Source organism: Haloarcula vallismortis ATCC 29715 (assembly GCF_000337775.1).
Lineage (GTDB): Archaea > Halobacteriota > Halobacteria > Halobacteriales > Haloarculaceae > Haloarcula > Haloarcula vallismortis.
Genome location: NZ_AOLQ01000004.1, coordinates 19,096 through 44,931, shown reverse-complemented (window position 1 = coordinate 44,931; position 25,836 = coordinate 19,096). Strand labels below are relative to the sequence as shown.

The following is a 25,836-nucleotide window of genomic DNA, read 5'->3' as shown; positions in this document are numbered from 1 at the left end:
AAAACGACAGCTAAATTCCGGTGGAGTACCACTATATGCATATGACCGACGCAGTCGTCGGAAACCTACGAGATCAGGAGACGCTGGCCGACCGGGTGGAGCGTGGCGACGCACCCGGTTGGGTCGGGGCCCACTGGCGGACCTTCCGCGAGGGGCTGACCGGTGAGCGAGACGGGTCCCCGTTCCCCTGTTTCTTCGGCGCGGAATCGGTTCGGGACGGCGAGCCGCTGTACACGGCTGTCCCGTCGATGAGCGACGCGGACGCGCTGTTCGGTCTCGGCCAGACGCTACTGGAATACCTCGACACCTATCAGGACCACAGTGACCGGGCCTCGCTGGTGACGTTCTTCCGGCCACCCGAACGGCCGCTGACAGAGGCCGAGTACCACAACCGACTCTGGCATATCCTTCAGTTCCTCCACATCCACGACCCGGAGCCGTGGCCAGAGGACATCCCGACAGACCCGGATGACCCCCACTGGGAGTTCTGTTTCGGCGGCGAGCCGATGTTTCCGACCTGTCGCGCGCCGTTCTACGACACGCGGAAGAGCCGCTACTGTCCGGTCGGGCTGGAGATCACCTTCCAGCCACGGGCGCTGTTCGAAGACCTGAACGTCACGGCCGATACCGAGGCCGGCCAGCATGCCCGCGATGTCATCCAAGGACGGCTGGAAGAGTACGACGGCGTCTGTCCCCACGCCGATCTGGGCGACTGGGGCGTCGAGGGCGACCGTGAGTGGCCCCAGTACATGCTGTCGTCGGACGAGGACGCGTCACCGGACGAATGTCCGATCACCGTGACGCGCGAGCACCCGAAATCGGAGTGGCTCATCGAGACGCCCGCGCCGGAGCCGGCCGGCTGATGGCTGCGCTCTCGCTCCCTGCCGACCCGGTACTCGTGCTGGTCGACTTCCAAGAGGGGTTCGACGAGTCGCGGTGGGGGACCCGTAACAACCCCGATGCCGAGGCGAACGCGGCGCGCCTGCTCGCGGCGTGGCGGGAGGTCGAGCTCCCGGTCGTCCATGTCAGGCACGACTCCACGGAGCCGGACTCGCCGCTCCGGCGGGGGAAGCCGGGCTTCGCGTTCAAACCGGAACTGGAGCCCAAAGCAGGCGAAGCGACGTTCGAAAAGTGTGTCAACGGCGCGTTCGTCGACACTGGAGTAGAAGACTGGCTCCGCGAACGGAACCACGGAACGCTCGTCGTCTGTGGCCTGACAACCGACCACTGTGTCTCGACGACGGCGCGGATGGCCGAAAACCGTGGGTTCGACGTCGTCGTCCCGGGCGACGCGACAGCGACGTTCGACCGAACGCTCGGCGACGAGCGGTTCGACGCCTCCCTAGTCCACCGGACGGCGTTGGCGCATCTGAGCGGTGAGTTCGCGACGATTGCGACAACCGACGACGTGGTGGCATCGCTGTGACGACGGCTACCGGCCGCGTTGCGAGACAACCACGAAAGAAGGCGAGTCAGTCCGAAACCGCGGCGTCCGCTTCTGCCGGCTGGTCGATAATCTCATAGAGGTTCTGCCGCGCGTCGGCGAAGTACACGTCTTCTTCGATAACACCGACTTCGTCGAGTCGTTCCAGAGCGTAGCGAACGGTCCGGGCGGAAAGCATCGACTCCTCGACGATGCCTTTCTGCGTCAGCGGGCCGTCGTACTCCAGAACCTTGTACACGAGCTTTGCGCTCGGCGGAAGGTCTGCGATGGCCTCCCCATCAGAGTCCGTCATTACCCGTAATCACAAGCGCCGGGCGCATAAAGATTGAGGAGTCCGTCTCGCCAGCGCGAGCGTCGGCGTACTGAACCGCGCACCTTTTGGTTGCGGGTAGTGGAACGTGTGGTATGGCTACGGAAACGGCGGACGGAATGAGCTCCCATATGCGAGGGCTCACTGTCACGACGCTGACGGCCGTCGCTGGCATTGCCGCCGCGTTCGGTTCTAACGCGTTAGCGGCCGCGCCGAACGACCCGCAAGGCGTGCTTGTCCTCGCGGTCGCTATCGCAGCACAGTTCCCGATTCTGCGGGTGGTCGGCATCGACACGGACGACCTCTCGCCGAAGGACGTGCTCTATGTCGGCTTTATGACTTTCTCGCTGTGGTTCGTCTCGTGGGGCATTCTCCTCACAACGGGGGCATAACAATGGCTGAGGATAGTATCGCCGTCGTCGACCTAGAGCGGTGTCAGCCCGACCGCTGTAACTACGAGTGCATGAACTACTGCCCGCCCAACCGCAGCGGGAAAGAGTGCATCGTCAAGCGGGAAGACGAGTACGAGGAGGACGAACCCTTCGAGGGCCAGCCCGATCAGGTCCGCATCTCCGAGGAAATCTGTCTGGGCGAGTCCTGCGGCATCTGCGTGAACAAGTGCCCGTTTGACGCTATCGAGATCATCAATCTCCCACAGGAGCTGACCGACGAGCCGGTCCACCGCTACGGGGAGAACGCCTTCGCGCTGTACGGGCTCCCGAGCCCCGCCGAGGGCCAGGTCACCGGGATTCTCGGCCCGAACGGCATCGGGAAGACCACAGCCGTTCGCATCCTCGCCGACGAGATGCAGCCCAACCTGGGCCGCTACGGCGAGGAACCGAGCTGGGACGAAATCTTAGACGAGTACCGCGGCACCGCGTTGCAGGAGTACCTCGAACAGATGCGCGACGGCGACGTGGATGTCGCCCGCAAGCCCCAGTACGTCGACCGGATCCCGAACCAATTCGACGGCAAGGCCATCGAACTGCTTGACCGGACCGACGAACGCGGTGCCCTCGACTACCTCATCGAGCAGACGGGTATCGAGCCGGTCGTGGACAATCACATCGACGACCTCTCGGGTGGGGAACTCCAGCGGGTCGCCCTCGTCGCGACGCTGGCGCGGGACGCGGACTTCTATTTCCTCGACGAGATCACGCCGTATCTCGACATCGGCCAACGGATGACCGCCGCGCGACTCATCCGCGAACTCGCCGAGGAGGAGGACCGCTCGATGCTCGTTGTCGAGCACGACCTCGCCATTCTGGACCTGCTCGCGGACAACATCAACGTCGCCTACGGGACCCCCGGCGCGTTCGGTGTCATCACGCCGCCAAAATCGACGAAGAAGGGCATCAACGAATACCTCTCGGGCTACCTCGAAAACGAGAACATGCGTATCCGGCAGACGGACATCGAGTTCGAGGAACACGCACCACGGAGCGCCTCCACCGGCGACGTGGTCATCGAGTACCCCGAACTCCAGAAGAGCTACGGCGACGGCGAGTTCTCGCTCTCGGTCGATGCCGGCACCATCCGCGAGAGCGAGGTGCTGGGCGTCGTCGGCCCGAACGGTATCGGGAAATCGACGTTCGCCAAGATGCTCGCCGGGCGGCTGGAACCGACCGCCGGCGATATCGACACCAGTCTGGACATCGCCTACAAGCCACAGTACATCGAGATCGACCAGCCGATGCGGGTCGACGCCTTCCTCGCGTCCATCACGGACGACTTTGGCAGCTCCTACTGGAACACCGAAATCGCCCAGCCGCTCCAGCTGGAGTCGGTGATGGAACAGCAACTCACCGACCTCTCCGGCGGGGAGCGCCAGCGGGTCGCCATCGCGGCCTGCCTCTCGAAAGACGCCGACCTCTACCTGCTGGACGAGCCCTCGGCCCACCTAGACGTGGAACAGCGGGTGATGGCGACGTCGGCCATCCGCCGCTACGCCGAGAATCACGACGCGACGGCGATGGTCATCGACCACGACATCTACATGATCGACCTGCTGGCCGACCGCCTGCTCGTCTTCGACGGCGAGCCGGCCCGGAACGGCCACGCTGCACCACCCCAGGGCATGCGCGAGGGGATGAACGAGTTCCTTCAGAACCTCGACATCACGTTCCGTCGGGACGAACGGACCTCACGGCCGCGCATCAACAAGCCCGACTCGCAACTGGACCGCGAGCAGAAAAACGCCGGCGAGTACTACTACGCGCCGTAGGCTCAGAGCGGGAGCGAGGCTTGGGACAGCCCGCGCATCGGCCGAAGTAGCGACTACAGGCCTGTGTCTGGTTCCGTTTTCGAGAAACCTACAGGTCAGTCGCGAACGGGACTCCGGTGGAACCGCTATTCCCGACGGTTCAGCCGCTACTCGCAATCACGAGCCGTAGGAACAATCCGCGGTGTCAGGCCGCAGGGTCGCTGCCACCGCTTGTCTCGGACCCGGCGACGGCGTCGTCGAGGCCGTCGGCAACTTCCTCGGGGTCGAACTCCTCGTCGGGGTCGAGTTCGCGGTCGGTCTGGTCGTCGGCCTGGGACTCAGTGATCGATTCATCGCCGGTGACCGACACGAAGATGTCTCGCAGTTCCGCGACGCGTTCGGGGGACTGGCTCTTGCTCATCGCGTATGTGTACAAGTACCACAGAAGAATGTGCGGCGTCCCCAAACAGTTTGGTATCTGTTCGCAAACTACAGAACGTTCCGCTGGCAGGAGCCACACAGCGAGACCTCTTTGACGTCGACCTGTCTAACGGTGGGGGAGAAGTTCATCACACAGCGTTTGTTGTCACAGTGTTCCAGCCCGAGCGTGTGGCCGACCTCGTGGACGACCTCTTTGCGGACCCGCTGTGAGAAGATTTCGCCGGCCGAGCGGTTCGAAAAGCCGCCGTCGGAGGATGTCTGGAGCCGGTACGTGGAGATGACGCTGCCAGAACCACCGAGGTATGCGAGTCCAAAAACGTAGTTTCGACGGCGATAGAAGAGGTCTTTCGGCGTGATAGCGATGTTTTTACCGCCGGAGCCGACCCGGCGGGCGAGGTCGATAAACTCCTCTGCGCGGTACTGGTCGCGGTCCCCATCGTACGCGCCGGCGGGAATAGACTGTGGCTCGTGCATCGAGACCTCACAGTCGTAGACGGAGCGAAGCCCGTCCGAGGCCTCGCGTTTGACCTGGGCTGAGACCTCGCCCACCGGCACGATGTCGACGTGCATGGGAACGCATATGCGCCCGCATCTCATAAATTGTACGACGTGACCGACACCACCGACCCGCTCGTCGACCGACTGGCGTCCGTCGATTCCGTCGTCGAGGTCGGCATCGGAAACCGCCCTGACATAGCCGGGGCTTTGGCCGACCGGGGCGTGGATGTGACCGCGACGGATATCGTCGACCGGGAGGTCCCCGAAGAGGTCCGGTTCGTCGTGGATGATATCCTCAACCCTGACCGGTCTCTGTATGAGGATGCAGATGTCGTGTTCGCCCGGAATCTCCCGCCTGAACTGCACCGGCCAACACTGGCCGTCGCCAACGCCGTCGAGGCGGCGTTCTGGTTCACGACGCTTGGCGGCGACCAGCCGACAGTCGGCGTCGACCGGGAACAGCTCCCGGGCGGGGAGACGCTGTACCGGGTGAAAGATAGCAAAGCGCTTGAGTGAGGCCCGCCTTCGCCCGCCTATGCAAGTCGACGCGGTCGTCCTCGACATCGACGGCGTGCTGGTGGACGTGGCCGACTCCTATCGCCGGGCGATTATCGAATCCATCGACCGAGTGTATGACGATACGATCGAGAAGGCAGCGGTCCAGCAGTTCAAGGACGCCGGCGGGTTCAACAACGACTGGGAGCTGACATACGCAGCGGCGCTGTTCGTTCTCGCCTGCCGCGAGTCGGCCGTCGCCGACATAGCGGCGTTTACTGACGCTATTGCCGAGCGTGGCGGCGGCCTCGACGCGGCCGAAGCAGTGGTTCGCGACCTGCTCGATGACCCGGCGGAAAAACGGGTGTTCGATTTCTGGGACCGTGACCAGCTCCGGGACGTGTTCCAGGCGCTGTATCTCGGTACTGATCTCTACCGTGATATCGAGGGCGGCGAGCCGCCGTTTGACGCGCCGGGCTATATCCACGACGAGCCGCTGCTTGTCGACGACGAGACGCTGTCGGCCCTGCGTGAACGCTTCGCCGTCGGCGTCGTCACCGGCCGCCCCGCCGCCGAGGCCGACATCGCGCTGGAGCGCGTCGGCCTCGACCTGCCGCCGGAACACCGCTTCACCATGGACGACTGGGAGGAGGGCAAGCCCCACCCCGCTGCCCTGCGGACGCTGGCCGAGCGGTTCGACGCCGAGCGGATCGCCTTCGCCGGGGACACCCTCGACGACGTGGCGACGGCAGTCAACGCCGACGCGGCCGACGACGACCGCGTGTACTACGGCATCGGCGTCTTGACCGGTGGGCTGACCGGCGACACTGGCCGCCAGACATTCGCCAACAACGGCGCGAGCGCCGTCGTCGGGTCGGTCACCAACCTCCCCGAGCTTCTCGACACGGCGTAATCGAGCGTCGGTCGCTGGCTCCCAACTGACCAGCAAACGGCAACGGTTTCACCGGCGGAACAGAGAACCCGGGTATGCGACGACTGCCGACGTTCGGCTGGGCGTTTCTGGTAAGCATCTGGGCCGGGCTCGTCGGGGGCGCGGTCATCCGCGAGCCGTCGGTGGATCTGGTGCCGCTGTATGCCGTGATATGCCAGCTATTCGGTCTCGTTGCGGCCTACTGGACGATGCGCGAACGGGATCATATCCTCGACTCCGTTCACCGACCGGGTCGCGTCGGGATGTTCATCATCGTCCTCTTTTTTGTGATGGTCCCGCTCTCGACGATATTCGCTCTCGCACTCGGGGCTACATCAGTCGCTGGCGTCGCGACCCAGTGGCTCAGCTATCTGGTTGGCCTCGGAAGCGCGTTGTACGTTGCCTTCGCCGGCGGGTTCGACCGGGCGTGGGAAGAATACACCTGAGTGAACCTGTCACACAACGTTTATTCAGTGGTCGGCCTACGCCGTACGTATGGACATCGCGTTGCTTGGCGGTACTGGAGACATCGGCCAAGGCCTCGCCCTCCGCTGGGCTGACGACACCAACCACACGATTCTCATCGGCTCCCGGAAGGCCCAGAAGGCAGCGAACAAGGCCGAGGAGTACGAGACGGAGCTGGCCAGCCGCGGCCACGACGACCCCTCTATCGCCGGCCTAGTGAACGAGGAGGCCGCCGCTCGCGCCGACGTAGTCGTCGCTGCTGTCCCCGCATACCACCTTACCGATACTATCGACGCCGTCGCCGACGAACTCGACAACACCACGCTTGTTGCCCCTGCCGTCGGGATGCAACGCGACGAAGATGGCTTTCACTACAACCGCCCCGGGGCCGGCAGCGTCACACAACTGGCCGCAAACGCCGCCCCCGACGATACGCCCGTCGTCGGTGCGTTCCACAACCTCGCGGCCGGCCGCCTCGCAAACCTCGACGCCGACCTCGACTGGGACACAATCGTCGTCGGCGACGACACCGACGCCAAGGACACCGTCTGTGAACTCGCCGAAGGTATCGAGGGGATTCGCGCCCTTGATGGCGGTCCGCTCGCTAACGCCGCCGAAATCGAGGGGTTGACACCGCTGCTCATCAACGTCGCCCGCCACAACGACGGCCTGCACGACCTCGGTGTGCGGTTCCAATAGTACCTTTTTACGTCACCCCCTCTCCTCGCGCGCTCGAAGAGCGCGCTGTGGGGAGCGGGTTCGCAAAAATCTACGCTAAAAACGACCTCCGAGTCGCGCTCTGCGAGCGCGCTCGGAGTGAAACCGCTCGCCGACGGCGAGCGGTATGCCTGCCGCGACCGCCCAACCGCCGACAGTCATACTGCGACCGCCCGACCGCCGACAGTACCGTTGTCACGGGTCCCGCTTCCGCGGCAGCCCTGCCCTTCCCCGACGCCAGCGACGGGACGCTGGCACGGACGACCGCTTCGAGCGAGTCGGCGAGACCTACGCCTCGTATTATGGCTATGACTCGGAGGTGTTGGTCGGCACGCACTGGTCGGAACTCCACCCGAGCGACGAGGGCAAGCACATCAGAACGCACGTCAGTCCGGTCGTTAGAAGCGGTAGGAAATGGACCGGCCAGAGCAAGGGGTTGCGGGCCGACGAAACCACCGTCACCGAGTCGAAGATGGTGACGGCGCTCGAAGGCGGACGAATAGTGGTCGCCGTCGACGAAATCGACGATTCGGGGCTGGCCGAACACAAGTGAGCCAGCGGTCCCTACTGGCCGGTGTGACGAACCGCGAAAGCCGCGTTACGCCGAGGCTTGCTGCAGCGCGTCGTCGATGTCGTCCGCCTGCGTGACACCGACGAACCGCTCAACGATGCCGTCGTCGTTCTCGATGATGAGCGTCGGGAGGGAGCGTACCTGATACTCGTTGGCGACGTCCTGCTCCTCGTCGACGTTGACCTTCTCGAACTCGACGTCTGTCCACTCCTCTTCGAGGTCTTCGAGGATTGGGTCCTGCGTTTTGCAAGGGCCGCACCAGTCCGCGTAGAAGTCCTTCAGTGTAACCGTCATAGTACTCTGTTCGTGTTAGCCCGCGGTATCTGATAAGGGTTATCCATATGTACCCACCGCATGCAATCGCGGTCGACCCGAAAGGCTTAGTGTTGGTGATACACCACCCTCAAGTATGAGTGGCAGCGACGGCGGCGGACTGATGTCCAGTGCGGGACTGGTCCGATATTTCGACGCCGAAGACCAGAACACGATCCGTATCGACCCCCGAACAATCGTCGCGACCGGCGTCATGTTCGGGCTGTTGATGCTCGTGCTGAACGCGATGATCGTGTAGGCGATTCCGCACTGTTTTCCTCTCCCCGCCACTGACTCGCGGGTATGCACTTCACGCAACGCGAACAGCAGGCGCTCCGTGACGCCGGGCTCGATCAGGACACCATCGAAGCGGCCTCCGAGGCGGTCGTCGCGGCGACTGACGATGCAGCCGCAGAGCTCGAATCTTTCTTCGACGGCCGCGAGACGGTGTACTCGGATATGGACATCGCCCACAGTTCCAGCGAGATTCAGGAACACACCGTCGAGTACTGCGACCTGTTCACCCACGCCGACGACATCCGCGGCTATCTGCGGTTCGACACCTGGGGCGCCCCGGTTGAGGGCGGGCGGGTCCTGACCGACGAGAAAGTGGAGCTGTCGCTGGGGCCGACGGTCCACGGGCGGGTCCGCTTCGCCGCCGACGAGGACGCGCTATGACCGTCCGGGTCAGGGGCATCTACGCGACGGCGCTGACCCAGTTACTGCGCGAGGCAGGCCACGAGGTCGTCCAGGCGTCGGGCCCCATCGAATCGCGGTTCGGCGGCGAGTTCGCCGACGAGCGGGCGGCGGTCACCGTGACGACGACGGACGACCAGCAGGGCGTCGGCGTCGTCGGCGACCGCGATGTTGCCGAACCAATCAGCGACCGCCTGACGGAACTCGGCCGGGACACGCTCCGCTGGGACGACCCGACGCCCGAGGGCGCGGTCTACGCCGGCACTGTGACCGAGACGCTGGGCAGCGGGGCCGTCGTCGACCTCGGCGACGGCGAAGGGTTTCTTCCGTACTCGTCCTCGGACGAGCGCGTCGAGACGGGCGATACGCTGCGGGTGCAGGTCGTCGAGGCGAGCGCGCCGTGGACGAACGGCCGGCCCGTACTAGACACGACCGTCGCGGTCCGCGGATCGCTGCTGACGCTGGTCCGTGGTAGGAGCGCCAGCTCGTCCGGAACCGGCGGCCCGGCGATGCTGGACCTCATCGCCGCGGACCCGCGAGAGGGCTGGGGCGTCTCGTGGGAGTCGGCGAGCGAGGACGCGAGCTTCGACGCGCTGGCCGAGGCCCTCGACGCCGCCAACGACCGCGCGGCGGCCATCGATGAGTCACTGGACGGGGCCGCCACCCCCGAGGACTGCGCGCCCACCCGCTACGACGAGGGGCTGGCAACGACGTGGCTCTGGTTTGGCCGCGAGAGCCGGTTCGCGCTGGACGAGGCCCGCCGCGAGGTGACGGCGACGATGCCGGGCCACCATCGCGTGAAGGCCGGCGACCGCGCGGCCAGCGCCGCCGTCGACTACGTCGAGGCGCTGTGTGACGACCCCAAGACTGGCGAGACGGACTTTCCCTTCGCCGTGACGGCCCGGCAGTTCGGCCCGCAGGTCGGCGGGTCGGTGTCGCTGGGCCACGGCAAGCCCGACGGCCGCCTCATCACGCTGGGCGACGGCGAGGTCCAGTCAGTCGACGACGACGGCACAGTGACCATCGAACGGGAGATGTCCGCCGGCGGTACCTATGACGCCCTCGGCGTGCCGAAGGAGGCTGGCGATATCGCGGAAACGAAGGTCAAGGAGGGACGCTGGTGGTATCCGACGGTGTACCGCGACAGCGACGGCGAGAAGAAGGGGACCTACGTCAACGTCTGTACGCCCGTCGAGATATTCCCCGACACCGCCCGCTACGTCGACCTCCACGTCGACGTGGTGAAACACGCCGACGGCACCGTCGAGCGGGTCGACGACGACGAACTCGACGCGGCCGTCGAGCGCGGGCACGTCCCCGAGACGCTGGCCGAGCGCGCCCGGAGCGTCGCCGCTGCGGTCAAGAGCGCGCTGGAGTAGCAGGTGATAGTCGTATTGCTCGGCGTCAGTCCTGTCGGCGTCGGGCGCGCCATGCTGCCAGCGCGACCGCTGTGACCGCCGACCCGACACCGAAGCCGGGGCCGCCGACGCCCAGAGAGGTGCCGTCAGTGCCGTTGTCGCTGCCAGCCTCCTTATCTGTGGCCGCCGGCGTCCGTATCTGCGGGTCCGGGAACGTGTACAGCCCGGGCTGGACCTCCGTCCCCTGGCTCGCGTTCGTACTCCCGGCGACGAAACAGCCGGCGGCCCGCTGGGCGGTCCAGAAAGAGGTCGATTCGGTGTCGCGCCACTCGAAGGCGAGGTCGGGCGCGGTCGGGTCGGTCAGGTCGTGGACCCGGACTCCACCGTTGTACCACGCCGAGTAACAGCGGTCGTCGGTCAGTTCGAAGTTGTGCGCCGTCGTGAGGATGCCCCCCGGCGACGGGTCCGAGGTCGGCGGCGGGTCAAGCGTGGATAGCAGTTCGACATCGGTGGGATCGCTTATGTCGTACAGTTCGATGCCGCTGGGGCCGCCGCTGTCGTCGTCAGCGAGGTCCCATGATTCGCCACCGACGCCCAGCAGCGACGCGTCCTCGTCGACCGTCACGAAGTGGTCGTTGCCCGGCGGTTCGCTCCGTTCGGTGCCGGGGTCTTCGACGGCGGCCAGGTCTTCCGGCGAGCGCCCGCGAACCTTCGCCACCAGCGAGATGTCACTCGGGTCCGACACGTCGACGATCCACGTCCCGCCGTCCCAGTAGGCTAAGTAGGCCCGGTCGTCCTGGACCCACACGTCGTGTAGCGGCCAGAGGCTCGTCGGCACGTTGGTCCAGGCCTCTCCAGCGTCGAGCAGCGACCACTCTCCGACTTCCTGCTCGGCGTCGGTGTCGACCAGGATCAGTGGGTTGCCGTCGCGGTCGTTCGCGGTCAAGTAGGCATAGCGGCCGTCGAAGTGACAGTTGTGGATACGCGTGTCGAGTTCGAGGCCCGCGATTTGGGACGGGTCCCGCCGGTCGCTCACGTCGAAGACGACCAGACCGTGGGCTCCGTCAGCGGGGTGAGCGGGCCCGGCAGTCAGCAGTCGGCCGTCGCTGACGGCGAGGTCTTGCACGCGCTGTATCGGGCCATTGTCGCTCTCGGCCAGCAGGTCGGTCCGTCGGCTGAGCAGCCGCGGACTGGTCGGTGTGACGAGGTCGACGAGCGCAATGCCGTCACCCGTTGCGACGTAGGCCGTGTGGCCGTCGGGACTGGTGACGGCCTCGTACACCGTCTCCATCTCCAGCACGCCCAGCGGGTCCCCGCCGGTCGGGGTGTCGGAGGCCGCGGGCTCGGCCGTCCCGTCGCCCGTCGGCGTCGGATGACCGCGGGTCGGCCCAGTGGCAAGACCAACACCTGTTCCTGCGAGGGCGAGTCGGCGGAGGACCGTCCGGCGGCGCATAGCCGCCTCTGAGGGAGCCAGGGCAAGAAGGATTCCGGTGCCCGCGGGCCAGTCAGTTCCCCTGAATCGCGTCGATGACCATCGCCGCGGCGATAATCGGTTCCTTGGGGACCGTGCTGGCGTCGTCGATGGTGATCTCGTAGCGGTCCTTCAGCGAGAACTGCCCGTCGATGTTGCCGACGTGGTTGCCGTCCTGGTCAGTGATTTCGTACTTGTGGGGTATCCAGCCGCCGAACGGGACGACGTTGCGGGCGATGGTCACGAGCGCGCCCTGGGAATTGATTTCAGCGATCTTGGCCTCGGTGCTGGCGTCGCGAATCTTCCACGTGTCCTGAAAAATCGAATAGTCGTTGTCGAGGATAACGATGTCTTCGCCGGTCTTGGAGTCAGTGAGGACGTAGTTGCCGGCCACGTCAATGATGCCGCCGGCGTTGACCTCGAACACCTCGTCGCCGTTCGCGTCAACGAACGGGAACTGCTCTTTCATCTTCAGCATCTTCTGTTTCCCGCGGAGGACGACGTTCCCGGCGGCGTCCATCGCCTTGTACTTGTTGCGTATCAGGCTCTGTTCGACCGTGTAGCTGTCGTCGGAGAGCTCAATCCCCGTAATGTCGTAGTCGCTTGTTCCCATACCAATATCCTATTTAATTTCAATGGTAAATCTTTTGCTATACTGTTCAAAATAAAAACAGTCAGGTTCGATGGGTCGTCTATCGGCACCCGAACCGACAGGGTTTCCCCCCTGCCGGCCAACAAAGATGCAAAGATGAGCAAGGATATTATCGAGGTCCGAGGGGCCGAGGAACACAACCTCAAGGACGTCGACGTGGAGATTCCACGCGAGGAGCTGACGGTCGTGACGGGGCTGTCGGGGTCGGGCAAATCCTCGCTCGCATTCGAGACGGTGTACGCCGAAGGCCAGCGGCGCTACATCGAGTCGCTGTCGGCCTACGCACGGAACTTCCTGGGGCAGATGGACAAACCCCAGGTCGAGAACGTCGAAGGGCTGTCGCCGGCAATCTCTATCGACCAGAAGAACGCCGCCAACAACCCCCGCTCGACGGTCGGCACTGTCACCGAACTCCACGACTACCTCCGCCTGCTGTACGCTCGCGTCGGCACGCCACACTGCCCGGAATGTGGCCGCGAGGTCGGTGAGCAGTCCGCACAGAACATGGTCTCTCGGCTGCTGGAACTCCCTGAGGGCACCCGCGCCAAACTGTGTGCGCCGGTCGTCCGCGACCAGAAGGGGGCCTTCGAGGACCTGTTTGATGACCTCGTGGGCGACGGCTACAGCCGCGTCGAGGTCGACGGCGAGGAGTTCGACCTCACGCTGGACCGGCCCGAACTGGACGAGAACTACGACCACACCGTCGACGTGGTCGTGGACCGCGTGAAAATCTCGCCGGATGCCCGTTCGCGTATCACGGACTCCGTCGAAACCGCGCTCGAAGAGGCCGACGGGACGCTGAAAGTCATCCTGCCGGACCCGGCGGCGGGCGCGGCGGAGACGCTCGGCGGGTCCGACGCCAGAGCGACCGGCGACCTCGCCGACGGGGACGAAGCGGACGACGGAGCCACCTCGGACCGCGTCGTCGTCGAACTCTCCGAAGATCTCGCCTGCACGCACTGTGGCATCGACATCTCCGAAATCGAGACGCGGTCGTTCTCGTTCAATTCACCGCACGGGGCCTGCCCGGAGTGTGAGGGACTGGGCGAAACCAAGGAGGTCAGCGAGGACCTCGTCGTCACCGACCCGACGAAGCCGCTCAAGCACGTCTTCGAGCCATGGAGCTACGACCGGACGTACTACTCCCGCCAGCTCGACAACGTCGCCGAGCACTTCGGCGTCGACCTCACGACGCCGTTCGAGGAACTCGACGAGTCCATCCAGCGGCAGTTCCTCTATGGCACCGACAGCAGAGTTCACTTCGAGTGGCGGACCAAGAACGGGACCCGTGAGAAGACCGAGCGGTTCGAGGGCGTCATCCCGAACCTAGAGCGGCGACACGTGGAGACGGACTCCGACCGCGCCCGCGAGCACATCGAGGAGTTCATGGCGACGACGACGTGTCCGGCCTGTGAGGGGACACGGCTGAAAGCCGAATCGCGGGCGGTGCTGGTGGACGGGACCTCAATAACAGAAGTCAACGAGATGTCCATCGGCGACGCCCTGGAGCTCTTCGAGGGGATGGAAGAGCACCTCTCGGCCCGGGACCGGAAGATCGCCGAGGAGATCCTCAAGGAGATCCGAGCCCGCCTCGGCTTCATGACCGAGGTTGGTCTGGATTACCTGACGCTGGACCGGGAGGCCTCGACGCTCTCTGGCGGGGAGAGTCAGCGGATTCGACTCGCAACGCAAATCGGGAGCGGCCTCGTCGGCGTCCTGTACGTCCTCGACGAGCCCTCTATCGGCCTCCACCAGCGGGACAACGACCGCCTGCTCAACACGCTCGAAGAGCTCCGGGATCTCGGGAACACCCTGCTCGTCGTCGAACACGACACCGAGACGATGCGCCGGGCCGACCAGATAATCGACATGGGTCCGGGGCCGGGCAAGCGCGGCGGCGAGGTCGTCGTCAACGGCCCGATGGACGAGGTCATCGACACCGACGAATCGGTCACCGGGGAGTACCTCTCGGGCGAGCGGACGATTCCGGTGCCCGACAGCCGCCGGGAGGCCGACGGCGAGCTCACAATCCGGGGCGCTCGCCAGCACAACCTCGCCGACCTCGACGTATCCATCCCGCTGGGGACGTTCACCGCCATCACGGGCGTTTCCGGCTCCGGCAAGTCGACGCTGATGCACGACGTGCTGTACAAGGGGCTGGTGCGTCGGATGAACGACACCGACGTGAACCCCGGCGAGCACGACGCCATCGACGGCCTCGACGACATCGAGACGGTGCGGCTCATCGACCAGTCACCCATCGGCCGCACCCCGCGGTCGAACCCGGCGACCTACACCAACGTCTTCGACCACATCCGCGAGCTGTTCGCCGAGACGAGCCTCTCGAAACAGCGCGGTTACGAGGTCGGCCGGTTCTCGTTCAACGTCAAGGGCGGCCGCTGTGAGGGCTGTGGCGGCCAGGGGACGGTCACCATCGACATGAACTTCCTCTCGGACGTGACGGTCCCCTGCGAGGAGTGTGGCGGCGCGCGCTACAACGACGAGACGCTGGACGTGACCTACAAGGGCGCGACCATCGCCGACGTGCTGGAGATGACCGTCGAGGAGGCCTACGACTTCTTCGAGAGCCACAGCGGCATCCGCCGCCGGCTGGAACTCCTGAAGGACGTGGGCCTGGGCTACATGCGACTGGGCCAGCCCTCGACGACGCTGTCGGGCGGCGAGGCCCAGCGCGTGAAACTCGCCGAGGAACTCGGGAAGAAAGACTCCGGCGAGACGCTGTACCTGCTGGACGAACCGACGACCGGACTCCACCCCGAAGACGAGCGCAAGCTCATCGACGTGCTCCACCGGCTCACCGACGACGGCAACACGGTGGTTGTCATCGAGCACGAACTCGACCTGATAAAGAACGCCGACCAGATTATCGACCTCGGTCCCGAGGGCGGGGAGAACGGCGGCGAACTCGTCGCGCAGGGGACCCCGGAGGGCGTGGCCCGAACCGAAGCGTCCTACACCGGACAGTATCTCCGTGACCTCCTGCCGAACGTCGAGCTTGAGGGGCCACGCGCCGACCGCGACACGGCGGCCGAGCAGCCGGCCGCGGACGACGACTAATCGGCCGCGTCGTCGATCAATCGCTCCGCTCGCTTCACTAGACTTGCACTGAGGCGAGCCCCGACTTCATCCATCGCATAGAGCGTCTCCTTTGCAGTGTCTGGTTCGATATCTCCGGTTTCCACGGCACGAACGAGTACACCGATTGTCCCCGAAACCGGTATCGATATCGACTTACAAGCCTGCCGGAGCGGTTTGTCATCGGTGATGACGACACACTCGTCCGCAAGTTGAGCGCCGGTGAGCAGTGCAACATCGCCGTTGACGATCATTGGAACTTTACTTTCGGTATCGATAACCGACCCAGGATCGTTCCCGAGTCGAGTTGCTGAATCGGACACGAGTTCATCCTGATCTTCCTCTCCGGCCCAGGCGAGAATATTAGTTTGAACGATGTTCCCTTCATCTATGCAGGTGTCGAGTGCTGATTTAGCAGGCTCTTTCGAGATCTCGAATTTTACCGCCCGAGGGACGACTAATCCGCCACGCACGGAATCGAGTAAATCAATCGATCCGGTTTCAGCTAATGCAATAATAACGCTCGCATCAAGAAGTACGACCCGCCCGTTCCAGGTCATCGTAGCGCATCCACGTCGTCTGCGAGGTCGGCCTCATCGTAGTTCGACAGCACCCCACGGTCATTCGCTTCGGCCATCATCTCCGCGATGGTGAGTCCCGCTAACTCCGCCGCCCCGCGCATTCCCACGTCTCCTTCTTGATAGCGCTGGAGGGCGACACGGATGAGTTCCTCGCGGGCACCCTGACGGATTGCCTGCCGGATGGCATCGCTCCGACTCTCTCCTTTCGCCTCAGCGAGACGCGCCACCAGATCGAGTTCCGTATCACTCATTCGAGTCGTGACGTTCTCCATATGAAATACAACGCATTGCATCGTATTAAGCGTGCGGCCATACTCCCAGATTGGGCCGTACTTTCGTATAAATCCCCATACGAGCCACCAACGCTTTTGACGGTCGCGAAACCTGATATAGCAGAGATGGCACAGTCGACAGCGGATCGTGTCGAACGAAAACGGGGTATCGGTGGGTTGGCGAAGCAGGCGAACCCCGCCTTTGCCGTCGGGGCGGTTGCTGTCCCGCTTATCGCGTTCGCGGGGGCACTCGCCAGCGGAAACATCCGCGCGCTGACCTACGTACACGTGATGGCCGGGGTGCTGTGGACCGGTATCGACCTGTTCATGGGCCTCGTGTTGGGACCGGTGCTGGGCGGCCAGGAGCCCGAGGTCCGGGCCGACTTCTTCGCGTCGTTTACGCCCAAGATGACCTTCCTGATGCCGACACTGGCGACGGTGACCATCGCCGGCGGCATCCTGCTGGCGCTGAGGCTCGGAAAGTTCCCCAACGCCGACCCGTGGCTGGCGCTGCTCACTGCCGCGACCCTCATCCCAGTTATGCTCCTCATCGGCTACCAGTTCGACGCGCTGACCGACCCGAAGACGCTTGGCGCCCTCGGCGTCGCCGTCGTGGGCTCGGGCGCGTATCTCGTGACGGCACTGCCCGCCTTCGCGATGACCTCGTGGTGGATCGTCGCCACGCTCGGTATCGTGACGCTGCTGTCCGTGCAGGGCTTTGGCGTCATCTTGCCCGGTGAGGTCCGTATCTACCGGCAGGTCGTCTCCGAGAACCCGGACGTGGACCTCGTTTCCGACATCGGGATGCGAAACGCCAAGCTCGGCGGCCTGCAAGGCCTGATGCAACTGGCCATCGTGTTCGTGATGGTCGGGCTGCGCTGGTGGACGCCGTAGGACGTAACACAACGGCAACGGGTGTAGAAGCGCTTATCACCCTGCCTGTCGACCAGTTCTGATAACGATGGGCTGGTCGGGGCGCGCCGAGAGCCGCTGTAGGTTCACGTACGACCCCGCAGAGTGGGACGGTGAGCCCGAACAGGAGTGGCACTGTCCACACGGCGCACTCGAAGACCGAGAGCGCTGTCCATTCCACTGCCGGCCCGAGGCAGTCCCTGACGGCGTGGACGTGTCCGAGGCGTTTCTGGATGCAATAGCTGGGGACGCAAACGAGAGCCGTAAGGACCGCAAGCGGTCGAAGCAGTTCATCGGAGCCACCTTCGACGGTCTCGACCTGTCGAACGCGGTTGTCGATGCCGCCGACAACCATCCGGTCGACCTCCGCGGCGCGACAATCGGCCGGCTTGACTGTACCGACAGCGAGTTCGGCCAGCGCCTCGACCTCCGGGGTGCGACGGTCACCGGGACCGCGCGGTTCGACGGGACGTACCACGACATCGACGCGAGAGGGGCAACGATAGCCGAGGGGGCGTTCGACGGGGTGTCGGCGGACCGGGTGGACCTCCGAGACGCCCGACTGGACACCGCTGGGTTCGAGCGCGCGGTGCTGGCCGAAATCGACGCCCGTGACGCGACTCTCGGGACCGCAACCTTCGACCGGGCGTCGGTGACCGACGCCGCTTTCGACCGGGCGACCATCGAGGACGGGTCGTTCCAGCACGCCACCTTAGAGATGGCCGACTTCGACGAGGCGAAGTTTGGGACCGGAGACTTCTACCACGCGACCTTCGACGAAGCGGACTTCCGGTGGGCGGACTTCGGCACAGCGCGGTTCTACGGCGCGGCGTTCAGCGGCGGCTACTTCAACGAGACCAGCTACGACGAGGCCGTCTTCGAGCGGGTCGAGGCCGAGCGGCTCTACCTTCCGGCGGTGACGTTCACCGACGCGACCTTCGCCGACGCGGCCGTCTCGATGAAGCTGGTGGTCCACGACTCGATGTTCGTGGGTGCCGACTTCGCCGGAGCGGACATCGAGCGACTCGACGCCACAGACACGACGCTGGTCGGCTCGTCGTTCGTCGACGCAAACGTGACCGACCTCCAGCTGGACGGAGCGACGCTGGCGAGCCCACGGTTCGAGGACAGCACAATCGACCGGCTACGTGCGGCGGACGTGTCTTGTCTGGGCACCGTCCGGCTTCAGGACTGCACCGTCGGTACGGCCGAGCTACGTCCGGAGACGGTCGGACCGAACGGGGTCGCGGTCGTCTCGCTCTCGGGGGCGACAGTCGAGGACGGCGTGTTCGGGCAGCCGGACGCGGACGCCGCCGTGTACGACCTGGACCGGGCGACACTGGGAACGGTCCGGTTCGAGGGCACCGGGACCGAGAGCGGGCTCGACAGGGTCGCGTTCTACCGGACGCGGTTCGCGGGCTTTGACTTCCGTGACGACGACGATATCGACCTCGAAGAATCGAACTACCGCCTCCACGAACTCGATAGCGCGCTACGGGACGGACTGCGGACCGCACTGGCGTACCCGGCCGCGCTCGACGACGCGGTCGAAACCCGGGCTGACGGCACGGACCCGTCAGCTGACGACCCGGCGACAGCGACCGAGCTTGCAGCCGAACGGGCCATCGACCGGACGCTCGAACCCGACGCGAGCGCGACCTTCGAGCGCCTTTCGACGGCAACGGAGGGACGAATCGAGGCCGCCGCCGGCGAGGTGACGTACCTCCGGGCGAAAAACGGCGCGAACGACATCGCCGACAACACCGCGGCCTCCGAGTTCTTCATGTCGCAGTTGGCCTATCGGCGGCGCTGTCACGCCCAGCGCGTCCGCGACGGCGGCGCGTCCCTGCGAGATCGGGGCCGGGCGCTCGCCCGCTGGGGGATGAACGCCTTTCTGTTCGTGACCACGGGCTACGGCGAGCGGGCGTCGTACACGCTCGCGGCGTCTGCGGTGCTCATCGCCGCCTACGCAGGGCTGTACCTCGCTATCGCGCCAGAGCTGTTCGGGAGCGTCAGTCAGTACGCCCAGCTCAGTCTCGGGTCGTTCATCGCCTTCTTCCTCGGCGGCGTCGGAGAGGTCAGTAACCCGACCGTGAGCATCCTCGCCCAGTCCGAGGCGTTCCTCGGCGGGTTCTTCGTCGCGCTGTACGTCTTCGCGCTGACACGCTCGGTCAGTCGCTGACCACCACCAGCTTTCTTCGCTCGGGCGTCGTACAGTCGGCTTATGGACACCGTCTACGCCGCGCTCGGGGACCGCATCCTCGTCGGAGACGGCGGCAACGGCTGGGACAACTGCCTTCTCGGTCACGATATCGAGTGCGTCGCCGCGGGGGCCGCCGAACCGAATCGTGCCTTCGTGGGTACCGCCGGCACTGGCCTCCAGCGCACGACCGACAGCGGCGCGACGTGGGCGGAAGTCCTCGATGCCGGCGACCGCGTGACGAGCGTCACGGTCAGCCCACAGGACGCTGACGTGGTCTGGGCCGGGACGGAGCCGAGCGCGGTCTACCGCTCGGCTGACGGCGGCGAGACGTGGACAGAGCGTCCCGGACTGACCGAGCTCGACTCGGCGTCGCGGTGGTCGTTCCCGCCGCGGCCCCACACCAACCACGTTCGGTGGATTGCCCTCGCGCCGGACGACCCAGAGCAGGTGTACGTCGCCATCGAGGCCGGCGCGTTCGTCCGCAGTCCCGACGGCGGCGAGACATGGGTCGACCACCCCGACGGCGCGCGGCGGGACAACCACACGCTGGCGACCCACCCCGACGCCCCCGACCGGGTGTACACCGCTGCCGGCGACGGCTTCGCGCTGTCGACCGACCACGGGGCGACATGGACCTATCCGCAGAAGGGCCTGGAGCATCGGTACGTGTGGGGGCTGGCCGTCCATCCCGATGACCCCGATTGTGTACTCGTCTCGGCAGCCAGCGGGCCGCGGTCTGCGCACAGCACCAGCGGCGAGAGCTACGTGTATCAGTGCGACAGCGACCGGTGGACACGGTCGATGGACAGCCTGCCGGGGCCAGCGGGACTGGCCCGACCAATTCTGGCATCCGACCCGGACGGCGGCTTTCTCGCGCTGACGAACCACGGCCTGTTCCAGTCGAAACGTGGGGAAACGTGGACTTGGAACGGCCCTGATGACGAGGGCTGGCCGGCCGAGTACACGCAGGTTCCGAGCGGGCTGGCTATCGTCTGACCCCGTTTTCTCGGCCAGAAACTCAGTTCGAATTATTAACAGATTCCGGGTCACAGCCAGGAGTACAATGGACGTGCCAGACGCCTGTAACGAGTGCGACCGCCTGCTCGATACGGTCGCCGAGAGCGTCGTCGCCGAACGGGAGTTCCTCGAAACGGTACTGACCGCCGTCCTCGCCCGTGGCCACGTGCTCATCGAGGACGTGCCGGGGACGGGCAAGACCCTGACCGCCCGGAGTTTCGCAACCGCGCTCGGGCTCACCTTCGCACGGGTGCAGTTCACGCCCGACCTGTTGCCGGCGGACGTGACCGGGACGCACCTCTACCGCGAGGGCGACGGCGAGTTCGAGTTCTCGGAGGGACCGATATTCGCAAACTTCGTGCTGGCAGACGAGATCAACCGCGCACCGCCGAAGACGCAGGCCGCGCTGCTTGAGGCGATGGCCGAGGGGCAGGTGACCGTCGACGGCGACACGCACGCACTGCCAGACCCGTTCGTTGTCGTCGCAACCCAGAACCCAGTCGAGAGCGAGGGCGTGTTCCCCCTGCCGGAGGCCCAGCGCGACCGCTTCCTCGTCAAGACCAGCATCGGCTACCCAGCGGCCAGTGCCGAGAAGGGACTGCTCCGTCAGCGGACCGAGCGGGCGTCACAGACCCCGTCGACCGACGACGTCCTCGACCCCGAGGGGGTCCGCCGCTTACAGTCCGTTCCCGAGGGAGTGACAGTTGACGACGATATCCTGAGCTACCTCATCGACATCGTCCGCGGCACCCGCCGGGACGCCCGGACTGAAGTCGGCGTCTCACCGCGCGGGAGCCAGCGCCTGCTTGAAGCCGCCCGGAGCCGCGCGGTAATCGCGGGCCGGGACTACGTGCGCCCGGTGGACGTCCAGACTGTCGGTGCGCCGGTCCTCTCCCACCGACTGGTCCTGACGACTGATGCCACCGTTGACGGGGCGACAGCTGAGGATGTCGTTGCGGACGTGTTCGACAGCATCACGGTCCCGACAGTATCGCCGGCTGACCCCAAGACACCGGCGGCCGGGGAGTGAGCAGGATGGACGACGAGAAGTCGCTCCGATGTCTCGACGGCAGCAACCGGGTGGTATGATCGTGGTACGACTCGGCTCGCTGGCCCTCGCTGTCCTCGCCGTCGTCGCGCTAGCGATGGTTGCTGCGTCGGTCGAAACCGTCTCGACAGAACCGGCCGTGACGACCGGGGTACCGACAGAAGAGTCCACGCCGCCGCCACACCGACCCGGCGGCGGCGGACCCGGGACTCCGGAGGGGACCCAGTCAGCGTCTAGAGCACCCGATACAGAGATGACGACAACAGCCGCGGCAAGTTCGAACGGCGGGCCGCCGCGATGGCAGGTCGCCGCCGGCCTCACGCTCGTCGTGCTGGGCGGGGTGGTACTCCTGTACGAACTGACTCACGGCGAGGAGACCGACTCCGACAGTACTGACGATGACCCGCCACCGGCGTCGACAGCACCCGCGGCCGATTCGGTGTCGCTCACAGCGGACGTGCCGCCGGAAAACGACGTGTATCGGGCGTGGTCAGCACTCAGGAACCACGTCGAATCGACCGACAGCGCGTTCGGACCGCCCACCGCCGAGCCGGGTACCCCTGCCGACGTTCGGCAGAAGGCAATCGAATCCGGGCTGCCCCGACGGCCGGTGACGGCGCTGACTGAGCTGTTCTGTGTGGTTCGGTATGGCGACGCGGCCGCGACGCCGGAGCGGGAACGGCAGGCGCGGGCCGCCGCGGCCACACTATCGCTAGATGCGCCTGCGGGTGGTGAAGCGTCGTGAGCCGGCGACGCCTCCCGACGATTGTTGGTCTCCTGGCTATCAGTGCCGGCGGACTCCTTCTGGCGCTGCCAGAACTGGGCGGCGGGCTCCTGCCGCGAGTGGTCGCGACGCTACTGACAGTCGGAGTCGGGGTCGCGGCGGTGGTGCTCGCGGTCGGACAGTTGTTCGACAGTGACGAGCAAGAGACACGGCTGCCGACGCCCGAGCGCCGTCCACGGTATCGCGTTCCCGGGACGGCGTTCGCCGAGCTACTGGACCGGAGTAGCATCGTCGGCCGCCGCGCTGTCGACGACACGGACGAGTGGGACGGCGCGAGAGAGCGCACACCTAGAGAGCGTATACACGCGTCGCTCCATGAGCTTGCCGTCGACGTACTCGGACGAACCGACGGTGACAGGCCGGGCGCGGCCGCCGACCGGCTCGCGGGCGGCAACTGGACCGACGACGAGGTAGCCGCCGCCTTCTTCGCCGACGGACTGCGGCCGCCGCTTCCGCGCCGGGCGTCGCTCCCCTTCGTTCGGCCCGAGCTTCCCATCGTCACGCGGGCCCGTCACGCCGTCGTCGAACTGGCCGAGCAGCGGGGTGCTGACGCGCCCGCCCCGGACAGCCGGCTCGTGCCGGCGGAAACGACCGATACCGAGGATGCTACCGGAGAGTACTGGCCCACCGACGGACTCCCCCGGACCCGGTCGACCGGCCGGACCAAGCGCGTCTCTGTCGCAGTGTTGCTCGCCAGCGCTGGCGGCGTCGTGATGGGGGCTCCCGGCGCGGTGTTGACCGCGACTTTCGGGGTCGCACTGGCCGGTGCTGCCCGTATCTGGGAACCCACGGGCGACATCGAACTCACCCGGACGCTCGAACCGCAGACGCCGACCCCCGGAACGACCGTCGAGGTCACCGTGACCGTACGGAACGTCGGCAAGACGACGATACCGGACCTCCGGCTGCTGGACGGGGTCCCCGCCGGACTCACAGTCTGTTCGGGGTCGCCGCGGACGACCACCGCGTTGCGGCCCGGTACTGAGCGGTCATTCACCTACACGCTGACAGCGGTTCCGGGAAATCACACGTTCGAGCCGCCTGTCGCGGTTCTGAGTGATTTCGCTGGCGCGCGGGAGACAGTCCGAACCGTCGCGGTTACCGACGGCCACGAGAGCCTGACGTGTGGCTTCGAACGGCGCGGCGGTGACGGCAGCGCGCCCCACCAGCGGGCGACGCCACTGCCGGGACAGCAGGAGGCGGGGGTCACCGGAAGCGGCGTCGAGTTCGACTCCATACGAGCGTACCGTCCCGGCGACCCGGCATCGAGAATCGACTGGCACCACCGTGCGAAGATCGGCGAGCTGGCGACAGTCGAGTTTCGGGAGCCACGACAGCCGCGGGTCGCCGTGGTCGTCGATGCCCGACGGGCGGCGTACGTCGCAGCGGCGTCCGGAGATATCCCTGCGCCGCGCCACGGCGCGGCGGCCGCCTACACCATTGCCGACCAGTTGCTTGACGACGGGGTTCCAGTCGGCGTGGGAACGGTCGGCGGGGGTGACCGATGGGTGCTGCCGACAACCGGTGAGCGCCACCGTGTGGCAATTCAAACCTGTCTCGCCGGCGAAGCTGCGGTCCCGTGGACGCCGCCGGCACCGTCGACAGAGTCCACCGACGCCGCTGACGACCTGACCGCTCGGCTTGGCCCCGACGTACAGGTAATCGTCGTCTCGCCGCTCTGTGACGACGACGGTGTGACACTCATCCGACGACTGGCGGAGGCCGGACAGAGCGTTTCGGTGGTCAGCCCGGACTGTACGGCCCCGTCCACGGTCGCCGGAGCCTGCGCACACCTCGACCGAGAAAACCGACTCTCGACGCTCCGCGAACACGATATCCCAGTCCGAAACTGGAACCCGGAGACGCCGTTCAGGGAGGTGCAGGCCCGTGCCACAGATAGCTGACCGTGAGCGGCCATCCCCCGCGGGGCTACCGCGGTTCAGCGCCGGCGTCAGCATCGCGTCCGTCCTCGCTGTACTCGGACTCGTCGCGTCTGTTCCCGTCGCCCTAGCATTCGCCGGCGGCGGCGGGCTGGCAGTTGTCGCCGGTCTGTTGCGCCGATCCGAGCTCGCGCTGACGGCCGGTGTCAGCGGCCTCTTCATCGCCGTCATACAGGCAGGAACCGGAGCCGGGTCGCCGGAGTGGCTCCTCGGTGCGACGGCACCGGTCGTACTGGCCTGGGTAACCGCCAGACACGCGCTTCGGCTGGAAACACAGATCGGTGTCGAGGCCCCGACGCTCCGCGTCGAACTCGTCCATACCATCTCGGTCGGCACGCTTCTGACGGCGGGCGGTGGCGTCGGCTATCTCATCTACCGCTCCGTGACGGGCACGCCGTCGCCGCTGGCACTCGGCCTCCTGCTGCTCGCTGTCGTCGCCTTCACGGTCGCGTTACGGTGACTATCAGAAGCTGATCAGAGTACCGTGATGGCCGCGTATCCGAGGCCGCTCGTCGCAGCCGTCCCAACGGCCGCGAGCAGGAGAATTTTCACAGCCTGTCGGCGGTCGGCACGAACAGCTTCGGTTGCAGCAACGGTTCCGCTGTCCCCGCCCGACCCCGACAGGTCGTAGCGGGCGAGCGCACCGAAGGCAACACAGAACCGGAAGTAGTCCTGCAGCGCGCCGACCCACCCGCCGAAGATGAACGGAACAGTCGCCCACAGCGATGTCGTCGGTATCGCGCCGACCGCGACGGCGAGCGCGATACCGACAGCGACTGCAAACGACCCGATGGCCGACAGTCGACGGGCGCGGCGCTGTTTCGCTCCGATGTTACACACCCCAGGCTGGTACTCTGCCATAGCCGTTGGCAGGGGCGCGACCGACATATGAATCCTGATTGGGCCGTCGATATGGCGCTTGTTTGTATCATCAGGGGATCATTATTTGCGACCGGCGACCCATAGCCCGGCTATGTCCCTCCAGTTCGAGCTATCGAAGACATGGCAATGCGCTCTCATCGGCGGCCTCGTCCCCGCGATGTTTACCGTCGCGCAGGTGTTGCAGTCGTCGTCGAACATCACGTTTCAGGGGCTATTCCTCGGCAGCGCTATCGCGGGGTATCTGGTCAAGCGCCACGGTGGAACGGGGACCGCTGCGGGCCTCAGGGCTGGCCTCATCGGCGGACTCCCGGCTCTCTGGTCGCTGAAAGGGCTGTTGATGACAGTGCCGACGGTTCCGAACCCGCTGTGGTTCCGAGCTGTCGGCCTCATCATGACACTGGTCGTCGGCGTGTGGTTGCTGGCGCTTCCGGTACTTGTCGGTGCCCTGGCCGGTCGCTTCGGCGGCTGGCTGGCCGAGCGACGGGGCTACCCGCGACTCCCCGCGGCGGGTAGCTGACCCAGTGGTCGCGGCAGGCG

At 65.8% G+C, this 25,836-nt stretch carries 30 protein-coding genes; 21 read left to right on the top strand and 9 right to left on the bottom strand.

The window, feature by feature from the left end; genetic code table 11:
• The first annotated feature begins 41 nt into the window (after nt 1-41).
• Both C437_RS00515 and C437_RS00510 read left to right on the top strand, forming a co-directional pair.
• The gene (locus tag C437_RS00515; protein ID WP_004514921.1) at nt 42-863 is read left to right on the top strand and encodes a YqcI/YcgG family protein; all 822 of its coding nucleotides are present in this window, start codon (nt 42-44) and stop codon (nt 861-863) included.
• Nucleotides 863-1,426 carry a cysteine hydrolase family protein gene (locus C437_RS00510; protein WP_004514920.1) on the top strand — a complete coding sequence of 188 codons (564 nt, stop codon included), beginning with the start codon at nt 863-865 and terminating at the stop codon, nt 1,424-1,426. The genes C437_RS00515 and C437_RS00510 overlap by 1 nt, the downstream gene beginning before the upstream one ends.
• A gap of 46 nt (nt 1,427-1,472) precedes the next feature.
• Here C437_RS00510 and C437_RS00505 read toward each other — a convergent pair whose 3' ends face one another.
• On the bottom strand, nt 1,473-1,736 hold the full coding sequence (locus C437_RS00505; RefSeq protein WP_004514919.1) for a winged helix-turn-helix domain-containing protein: 264 nt from the start codon (nt 1,734-1,736) through the stop codon (nt 1,473-1,475).
• Between the two features lie 113 nt (nt 1,737-1,849).
• Here C437_RS00505 and C437_RS00500 point away from each other — a divergent pair, with 113 nt between their 5' ends.
• Nucleotides 1,850-2,146: an EMC6-like membrane protein gene (locus C437_RS00500; protein ID WP_049919540.1), complete on the top strand. Its 297-nt coding sequence runs from the start codon at nt 1,850-1,852 to the stop codon at nt 2,144-2,146.
• A 2-nt stretch (nt 2,147-2,148) separates the two neighbouring features.
• Complete coding sequence (locus C437_RS00495) at nt 2,149-3,978, top strand: ribosome biogenesis/translation initiation ATPase RLI (protein ID WP_004514917.1); 1,830 nt, start codon at nt 2,149-2,151, stop codon at nt 3,976-3,978.
• A gap of 184 nt (nt 3,979-4,162) precedes the next feature.
• Here C437_RS00495 and C437_RS00490 read toward each other — a convergent pair whose 3' ends face one another.
• Nucleotides 4,163-4,378 carry a hypothetical protein gene (locus C437_RS00490; RefSeq protein WP_004514916.1) on the bottom strand — a complete coding sequence of 72 codons (216 nt, stop codon included), beginning with the start codon at nt 4,376-4,378 and terminating at the stop codon, nt 4,163-4,165.
• A gap of 68 nt (nt 4,379-4,446) precedes the next feature.
• Nucleotides 4,447-4,968, bottom strand: a complete 522-nt coding sequence (locus C437_RS00485; RefSeq protein WP_004514915.1) for an archaemetzincin family Zn-dependent metalloprotease — start codon at nt 4,966-4,968, stop codon at nt 4,447-4,449.
• A gap of 30 nt (nt 4,969-4,998) precedes the next feature.
• Here C437_RS00485 and C437_RS00480 point away from each other — a divergent pair, with 30 nt between their 5' ends.
• From C437_RS00480 to C437_RS00460, 5 genes are all read left to right on the top strand, one after another.
• The gene (locus C437_RS00480) at nt 4,999-5,412 is read left to right on the top strand and encodes a UPF0146 family protein (RefSeq protein ID WP_004514914.1); all 414 of its coding nucleotides are present in this window, start codon (nt 4,999-5,001) and stop codon (nt 5,410-5,412) included.
• Between the two features lie 19 nt (nt 5,413-5,431).
• Nucleotides 5,432-6,304 carry a TIGR01548 family HAD-type hydrolase gene (locus C437_RS00475; RefSeq protein ID WP_004514913.1) on the top strand — a complete coding sequence of 291 codons (873 nt, stop codon included), beginning with the start codon at nt 5,432-5,434 and terminating at the stop codon, nt 6,302-6,304.
• A 74-nt stretch (nt 6,305-6,378) separates the two neighbouring features.
• On the top strand, nt 6,379-6,768 hold the full coding sequence (locus C437_RS00470) for a hypothetical protein (RefSeq protein WP_004514912.1): 390 nt from the start codon (nt 6,379-6,381) through the stop codon (nt 6,766-6,768).
• Between the two features lie 49 nt (nt 6,769-6,817).
• Nucleotides 6,818-7,486, top strand: a complete 669-nt coding sequence (gene npdG, locus C437_RS00465; RefSeq protein WP_004514911.1) for an NADPH-dependent F420 reductase — start codon at nt 6,818-6,820, stop codon at nt 7,484-7,486.
• A 145-nt stretch (nt 7,487-7,631) separates the two neighbouring features.
• Complete coding sequence (locus C437_RS00460; RefSeq protein ID WP_004514910.1) at nt 7,632-8,057, top strand: PAS domain-containing protein; 426 nt, start codon at nt 7,632-7,634, stop codon at nt 8,055-8,057.
• A 45-nt stretch (nt 8,058-8,102) separates the two neighbouring features.
• Here C437_RS00460 and C437_RS00455 read toward each other — a convergent pair whose 3' ends face one another.
• Nucleotides 8,103-8,369, bottom strand: a complete 267-nt coding sequence (locus C437_RS00455; RefSeq protein WP_004514909.1) for a thioredoxin domain-containing protein — start codon at nt 8,367-8,369, stop codon at nt 8,103-8,105.
• Nucleotides 8,370-8,484: 115 nt separating this feature from the next.
• Here C437_RS00455 and C437_RS00450 point away from each other — a divergent pair, with 115 nt between their 5' ends.
• From C437_RS00450 to C437_RS00440, 3 genes are read left to right on the top strand one after another with little or no spacing between them, the layout of a single operon-like run.
• Nucleotides 8,485-8,646, top strand: a complete 162-nt coding sequence (locus tag C437_RS00450) for a preprotein translocase subunit Sec61beta (RefSeq protein ID WP_004514908.1) — start codon at nt 8,485-8,487, stop codon at nt 8,644-8,646.
• A 44-nt stretch (nt 8,647-8,690) separates the two neighbouring features.
• A complete protein-coding gene (locus tag C437_RS00445) occupies nt 8,691-9,065 on the top strand; it encodes a DUF7532 family protein (protein ID WP_004514907.1) in 375 nt (124 codons plus the stop codon).
• Nucleotides 9,062-10,462 (top strand): DUF402 domain-containing protein, encoded by a 1,401-nt coding sequence (locus C437_RS00440; protein WP_004514906.1) that lies wholly within the window; start codon nt 9,062-9,064, stop codon nt 10,460-10,462. Before C437_RS00445 ends, C437_RS00440 begins: the two co-directional genes overlap by 4 nt.
• Nucleotides 10,463-10,487: 25 nt before the next feature.
• On the opposite strand, the gene C437_RS00435 is transcribed toward C437_RS00440, so the two are convergent.
• Both C437_RS00435 and C437_RS00430 read right to left on the bottom strand, forming a co-directional pair.
• On the bottom strand, nt 10,488-11,894 hold the full coding sequence (locus C437_RS00435; RefSeq protein WP_004514905.1) for an LVIVD repeat-containing protein: 1,407 nt from the start codon (nt 11,892-11,894) through the stop codon (nt 10,488-10,490).
• A 52-nt stretch (nt 11,895-11,946) separates the two neighbouring features.
• Entirely contained in the window at nt 11,947-12,525 is a 579-nt protein-coding gene (locus tag C437_RS00430; protein WP_004514904.1) for an LURP-one-related/scramblase family protein, read from the bottom strand.
• 135 nt (nt 12,526-12,660) lie between these two features.
• Here C437_RS00430 and uvrA point away from each other — a divergent pair, with 135 nt between their 5' ends.
• Nucleotides 12,661-15,642 carry an excinuclease ABC subunit UvrA gene (gene uvrA, locus C437_RS00425; protein ID WP_004514903.1) on the top strand — a complete coding sequence of 994 codons (2,982 nt, stop codon included), beginning with the start codon at nt 12,661-12,663 and terminating at the stop codon, nt 15,640-15,642.
• On the opposite strand, the gene C437_RS00420 is transcribed toward uvrA, so the two are convergent.
• Both C437_RS00420 and C437_RS00415 read right to left on the bottom strand, forming a co-directional pair.
• Nucleotides 15,639-16,220: a DUF3368 domain-containing protein gene (locus C437_RS00420; protein WP_004514902.1), complete on the bottom strand. Its 582-nt coding sequence runs from the start codon at nt 16,218-16,220 to the stop codon at nt 15,639-15,641. The two genes, uvrA and C437_RS00420, sit on opposite strands and share 4 nt — an antisense overlap.
• Complete coding sequence (locus C437_RS00415; protein WP_004514901.1) at nt 16,217-16,513, bottom strand: UPF0175 family protein; 297 nt, start codon at nt 16,511-16,513, stop codon at nt 16,217-16,219. Before C437_RS00415 ends, C437_RS00420 begins: the two co-directional genes overlap by 4 nt.
• Nucleotides 16,514-16,639: 126 nt before the next feature.
• Between C437_RS00415 and C437_RS00410 the strand changes: the two genes are divergently transcribed.
• The 7 genes from C437_RS00410 to C437_RS00380 all read left to right on the top strand — a co-directional run bounded on the left by C437_RS00410 (nt 16,640) and on the right by C437_RS00380 (nt 24,877).
• On the top strand, nt 16,640-17,407 hold the full coding sequence (locus tag C437_RS00410; RefSeq protein WP_004514900.1) for a hypothetical protein: 768 nt from the start codon (nt 16,640-16,642) through the stop codon (nt 17,405-17,407).
• A 67-nt stretch (nt 17,408-17,474) separates the two neighbouring features.
• Entirely contained in the window at nt 17,475-19,607 is a 2,133-nt protein-coding gene (locus tag C437_RS00405; RefSeq protein WP_004514899.1) for a pentapeptide repeat-containing protein, read from the top strand.
• A gap of 42 nt (nt 19,608-19,649) precedes the next feature.
• Nucleotides 19,650-20,624, top strand: a complete 975-nt coding sequence (locus tag C437_RS00400; RefSeq protein ID WP_004514898.1) for a beta propeller repeat protein — start codon at nt 19,650-19,652, stop codon at nt 20,622-20,624.
• A 67-nt stretch (nt 20,625-20,691) separates the two neighbouring features.
• A complete protein-coding gene (locus tag C437_RS00395) occupies nt 20,692-21,675 on the top strand; it encodes an AAA family ATPase (RefSeq protein ID WP_004514897.1) in 984 nt (327 codons plus the stop codon).
• A 55-nt stretch (nt 21,676-21,730) separates the two neighbouring features.
• Nucleotides 21,731-22,438, top strand: a complete 708-nt coding sequence (locus C437_RS00390) for a DUF4129 domain-containing protein (RefSeq protein WP_004514896.1) — start codon at nt 21,731-21,733, stop codon at nt 22,436-22,438.
• Nucleotides 22,435-24,381 carry a DUF7269 family protein gene (locus C437_RS00385; RefSeq protein WP_004514895.1) on the top strand — a complete coding sequence of 649 codons (1,947 nt, stop codon included), beginning with the start codon at nt 22,435-22,437 and terminating at the stop codon, nt 24,379-24,381. The genes C437_RS00390 and C437_RS00385 overlap by 4 nt, the downstream gene beginning before the upstream one ends.
• Complete coding sequence (locus C437_RS00380; protein WP_004514894.1) at nt 24,365-24,877, top strand: DUF7519 family protein; 513 nt, start codon at nt 24,365-24,367, stop codon at nt 24,875-24,877. The genes C437_RS00385 and C437_RS00380 overlap by 17 nt, the downstream gene beginning before the upstream one ends.
• Nucleotides 24,878-24,891: 14 nt before the next feature.
• Here the strand turns inward: C437_RS00380 and C437_RS00375 are convergent, their stop codons facing one another.
• Nucleotides 24,892-25,278 carry a hypothetical protein gene (locus tag C437_RS00375; protein ID WP_004514893.1) on the bottom strand — a complete coding sequence of 129 codons (387 nt, stop codon included), beginning with the start codon at nt 25,276-25,278 and terminating at the stop codon, nt 24,892-24,894.
• A 112-nt stretch (nt 25,279-25,390) separates the two neighbouring features.
• Here C437_RS00375 and C437_RS00370 point away from each other — a divergent pair, with 112 nt between their 5' ends.
• Nucleotides 25,391-25,816: a DUF5518 domain-containing protein gene (locus C437_RS00370; protein WP_004514892.1), complete on the top strand. Its 426-nt coding sequence runs from the start codon at nt 25,391-25,393 to the stop codon at nt 25,814-25,816.
• Nucleotides 25,817-25,836: the final 20 nt, after the last annotated feature.

Bases quoted from the DNA above. Each gene is read 5' to 3' on its own strand.
- C437_RS00390 (WP_004514896.1), top strand. From the start codon at position 21,731: ATGATCGTGGTACGACTCGGCTCGCTGGCCCTCGCTGTCCTCGCCGTC.
- C437_RS00455 (WP_004514909.1), bottom strand. From the start codon at position 8,369: ATGACGGTTACACTGAAGGACTTCTACGCGGACTGGTGCGGCCCTTGC.
- C437_RS00420 (WP_004514902.1), bottom strand. From the start codon at position 16,220: ATGACCTGGAACGGGCGGGTCGTACTTCTTGATGCGAGCGTTATTATT.
- C437_RS00470 (WP_004514912.1), top strand. From the start codon at position 6,379: ATGCGACGACTGCCGACGTTCGGCTGGGCGTTTCTGGTAAGCATCTGG.
- C437_RS00460 (WP_004514910.1), top strand. From the start codon at position 7,632: ATGCCTGCCGCGACCGCCCAACCGCCGACAGTCATACTGCGACCGCCC.
- C437_RS00375 (WP_004514893.1), bottom strand. From the start codon at position 25,278: ATGGCAGAGTACCAGCCTGGGGTGTGTAACATCGGAGCGAAACAGCGC.
- C437_RS00490 (WP_004514916.1), bottom strand. From the start codon at position 4,378: ATGAGCAAGAGCCAGTCCCCCGAACGCGTCGCGGAACTGCGAGACATC.
- uvrA (WP_004514903.1), top strand. From the start codon at position 12,661: ATGAGCAAGGATATTATCGAGGTCCGAGGGGCCGAGGAACACAACCTC.
- C437_RS00430 (WP_004514904.1), bottom strand. From the start codon at position 12,525: ATGGGAACAAGCGACTACGACATTACGGGGATTGAGCTCTCCGACGAC.
- C437_RS00415 (WP_004514901.1), bottom strand. From the start codon at position 16,513: ATGGAGAACGTCACGACTCGAATGAGTGATACGGAACTCGATCTGGTG.
- C437_RS00510 (WP_004514920.1), top strand. From the start codon at position 863: ATGGCTGCGCTCTCGCTCCCTGCCGACCCGGTACTCGTGCTGGTCGAC.
- C437_RS00410 (WP_004514900.1), top strand. From the start codon at position 16,640: ATGGCACAGTCGACAGCGGATCGTGTCGAACGAAAACGGGGTATCGGT.
- C437_RS00395 (WP_004514897.1), top strand. From the start codon at position 20,692: ATGGACGTGCCAGACGCCTGTAACGAGTGCGACCGCCTGCTCGATACG.
- C437_RS00500 (WP_049919540.1), top strand. From the start codon at position 1,850: ATGGCTACGGAAACGGCGGACGGAATGAGCTCCCATATGCGAGGGCTC.
- C437_RS00515 (WP_004514921.1), top strand. From the start codon at position 42: ATGACCGACGCAGTCGTCGGAAACCTACGAGATCAGGAGACGCTGGCC.
- C437_RS00400 (WP_004514898.1), top strand. From the start codon at position 19,650: ATGGACACCGTCTACGCCGCGCTCGGGGACCGCATCCTCGTCGGAGAC.
- C437_RS00475 (WP_004514913.1), top strand. From the start codon at position 5,432: ATGCAAGTCGACGCGGTCGTCCTCGACATCGACGGCGTGCTGGTGGAC.
- npdG (WP_004514911.1), top strand. From the start codon at position 6,818: ATGGACATCGCGTTGCTTGGCGGTACTGGAGACATCGGCCAAGGCCTC.
- C437_RS00445 (WP_004514907.1), top strand. From the start codon at position 8,691: ATGCACTTCACGCAACGCGAACAGCAGGCGCTCCGTGACGCCGGGCTC.
- C437_RS00440 (WP_004514906.1), top strand. From the start codon at position 9,062: ATGACCGTCCGGGTCAGGGGCATCTACGCGACGGCGCTGACCCAGTTA.
- C437_RS00405 (WP_004514899.1), top strand. From the start codon at position 17,475: ATGGGCTGGTCGGGGCGCGCCGAGAGCCGCTGTAGGTTCACGTACGAC.
- C437_RS00495 (WP_004514917.1), top strand. From the start codon at position 2,149: ATGGCTGAGGATAGTATCGCCGTCGTCGACCTAGAGCGGTGTCAGCCC.
- C437_RS00370 (WP_004514892.1), top strand. From the start codon at position 25,391: ATGTCCCTCCAGTTCGAGCTATCGAAGACATGGCAATGCGCTCTCATC.
- C437_RS00435 (WP_004514905.1), bottom strand. From the start codon at position 11,894: ATGCGCCGCCGGACGGTCCTCCGCCGACTCGCCCTCGCAGGAACAGGT.
- C437_RS00450 (WP_004514908.1), top strand. From the start codon at position 8,485: ATGAGTGGCAGCGACGGCGGCGGACTGATGTCCAGTGCGGGACTGGTC.
- C437_RS00485 (WP_004514915.1), bottom strand. From the start codon at position 4,968: ATGCACGTCGACATCGTGCCGGTGGGCGAGGTCTCAGCCCAGGTCAAA.
- C437_RS00505 (WP_004514919.1), bottom strand. From the start codon at position 1,736: ATGACGGACTCTGATGGGGAGGCCATCGCAGACCTTCCGCCGAGCGCA.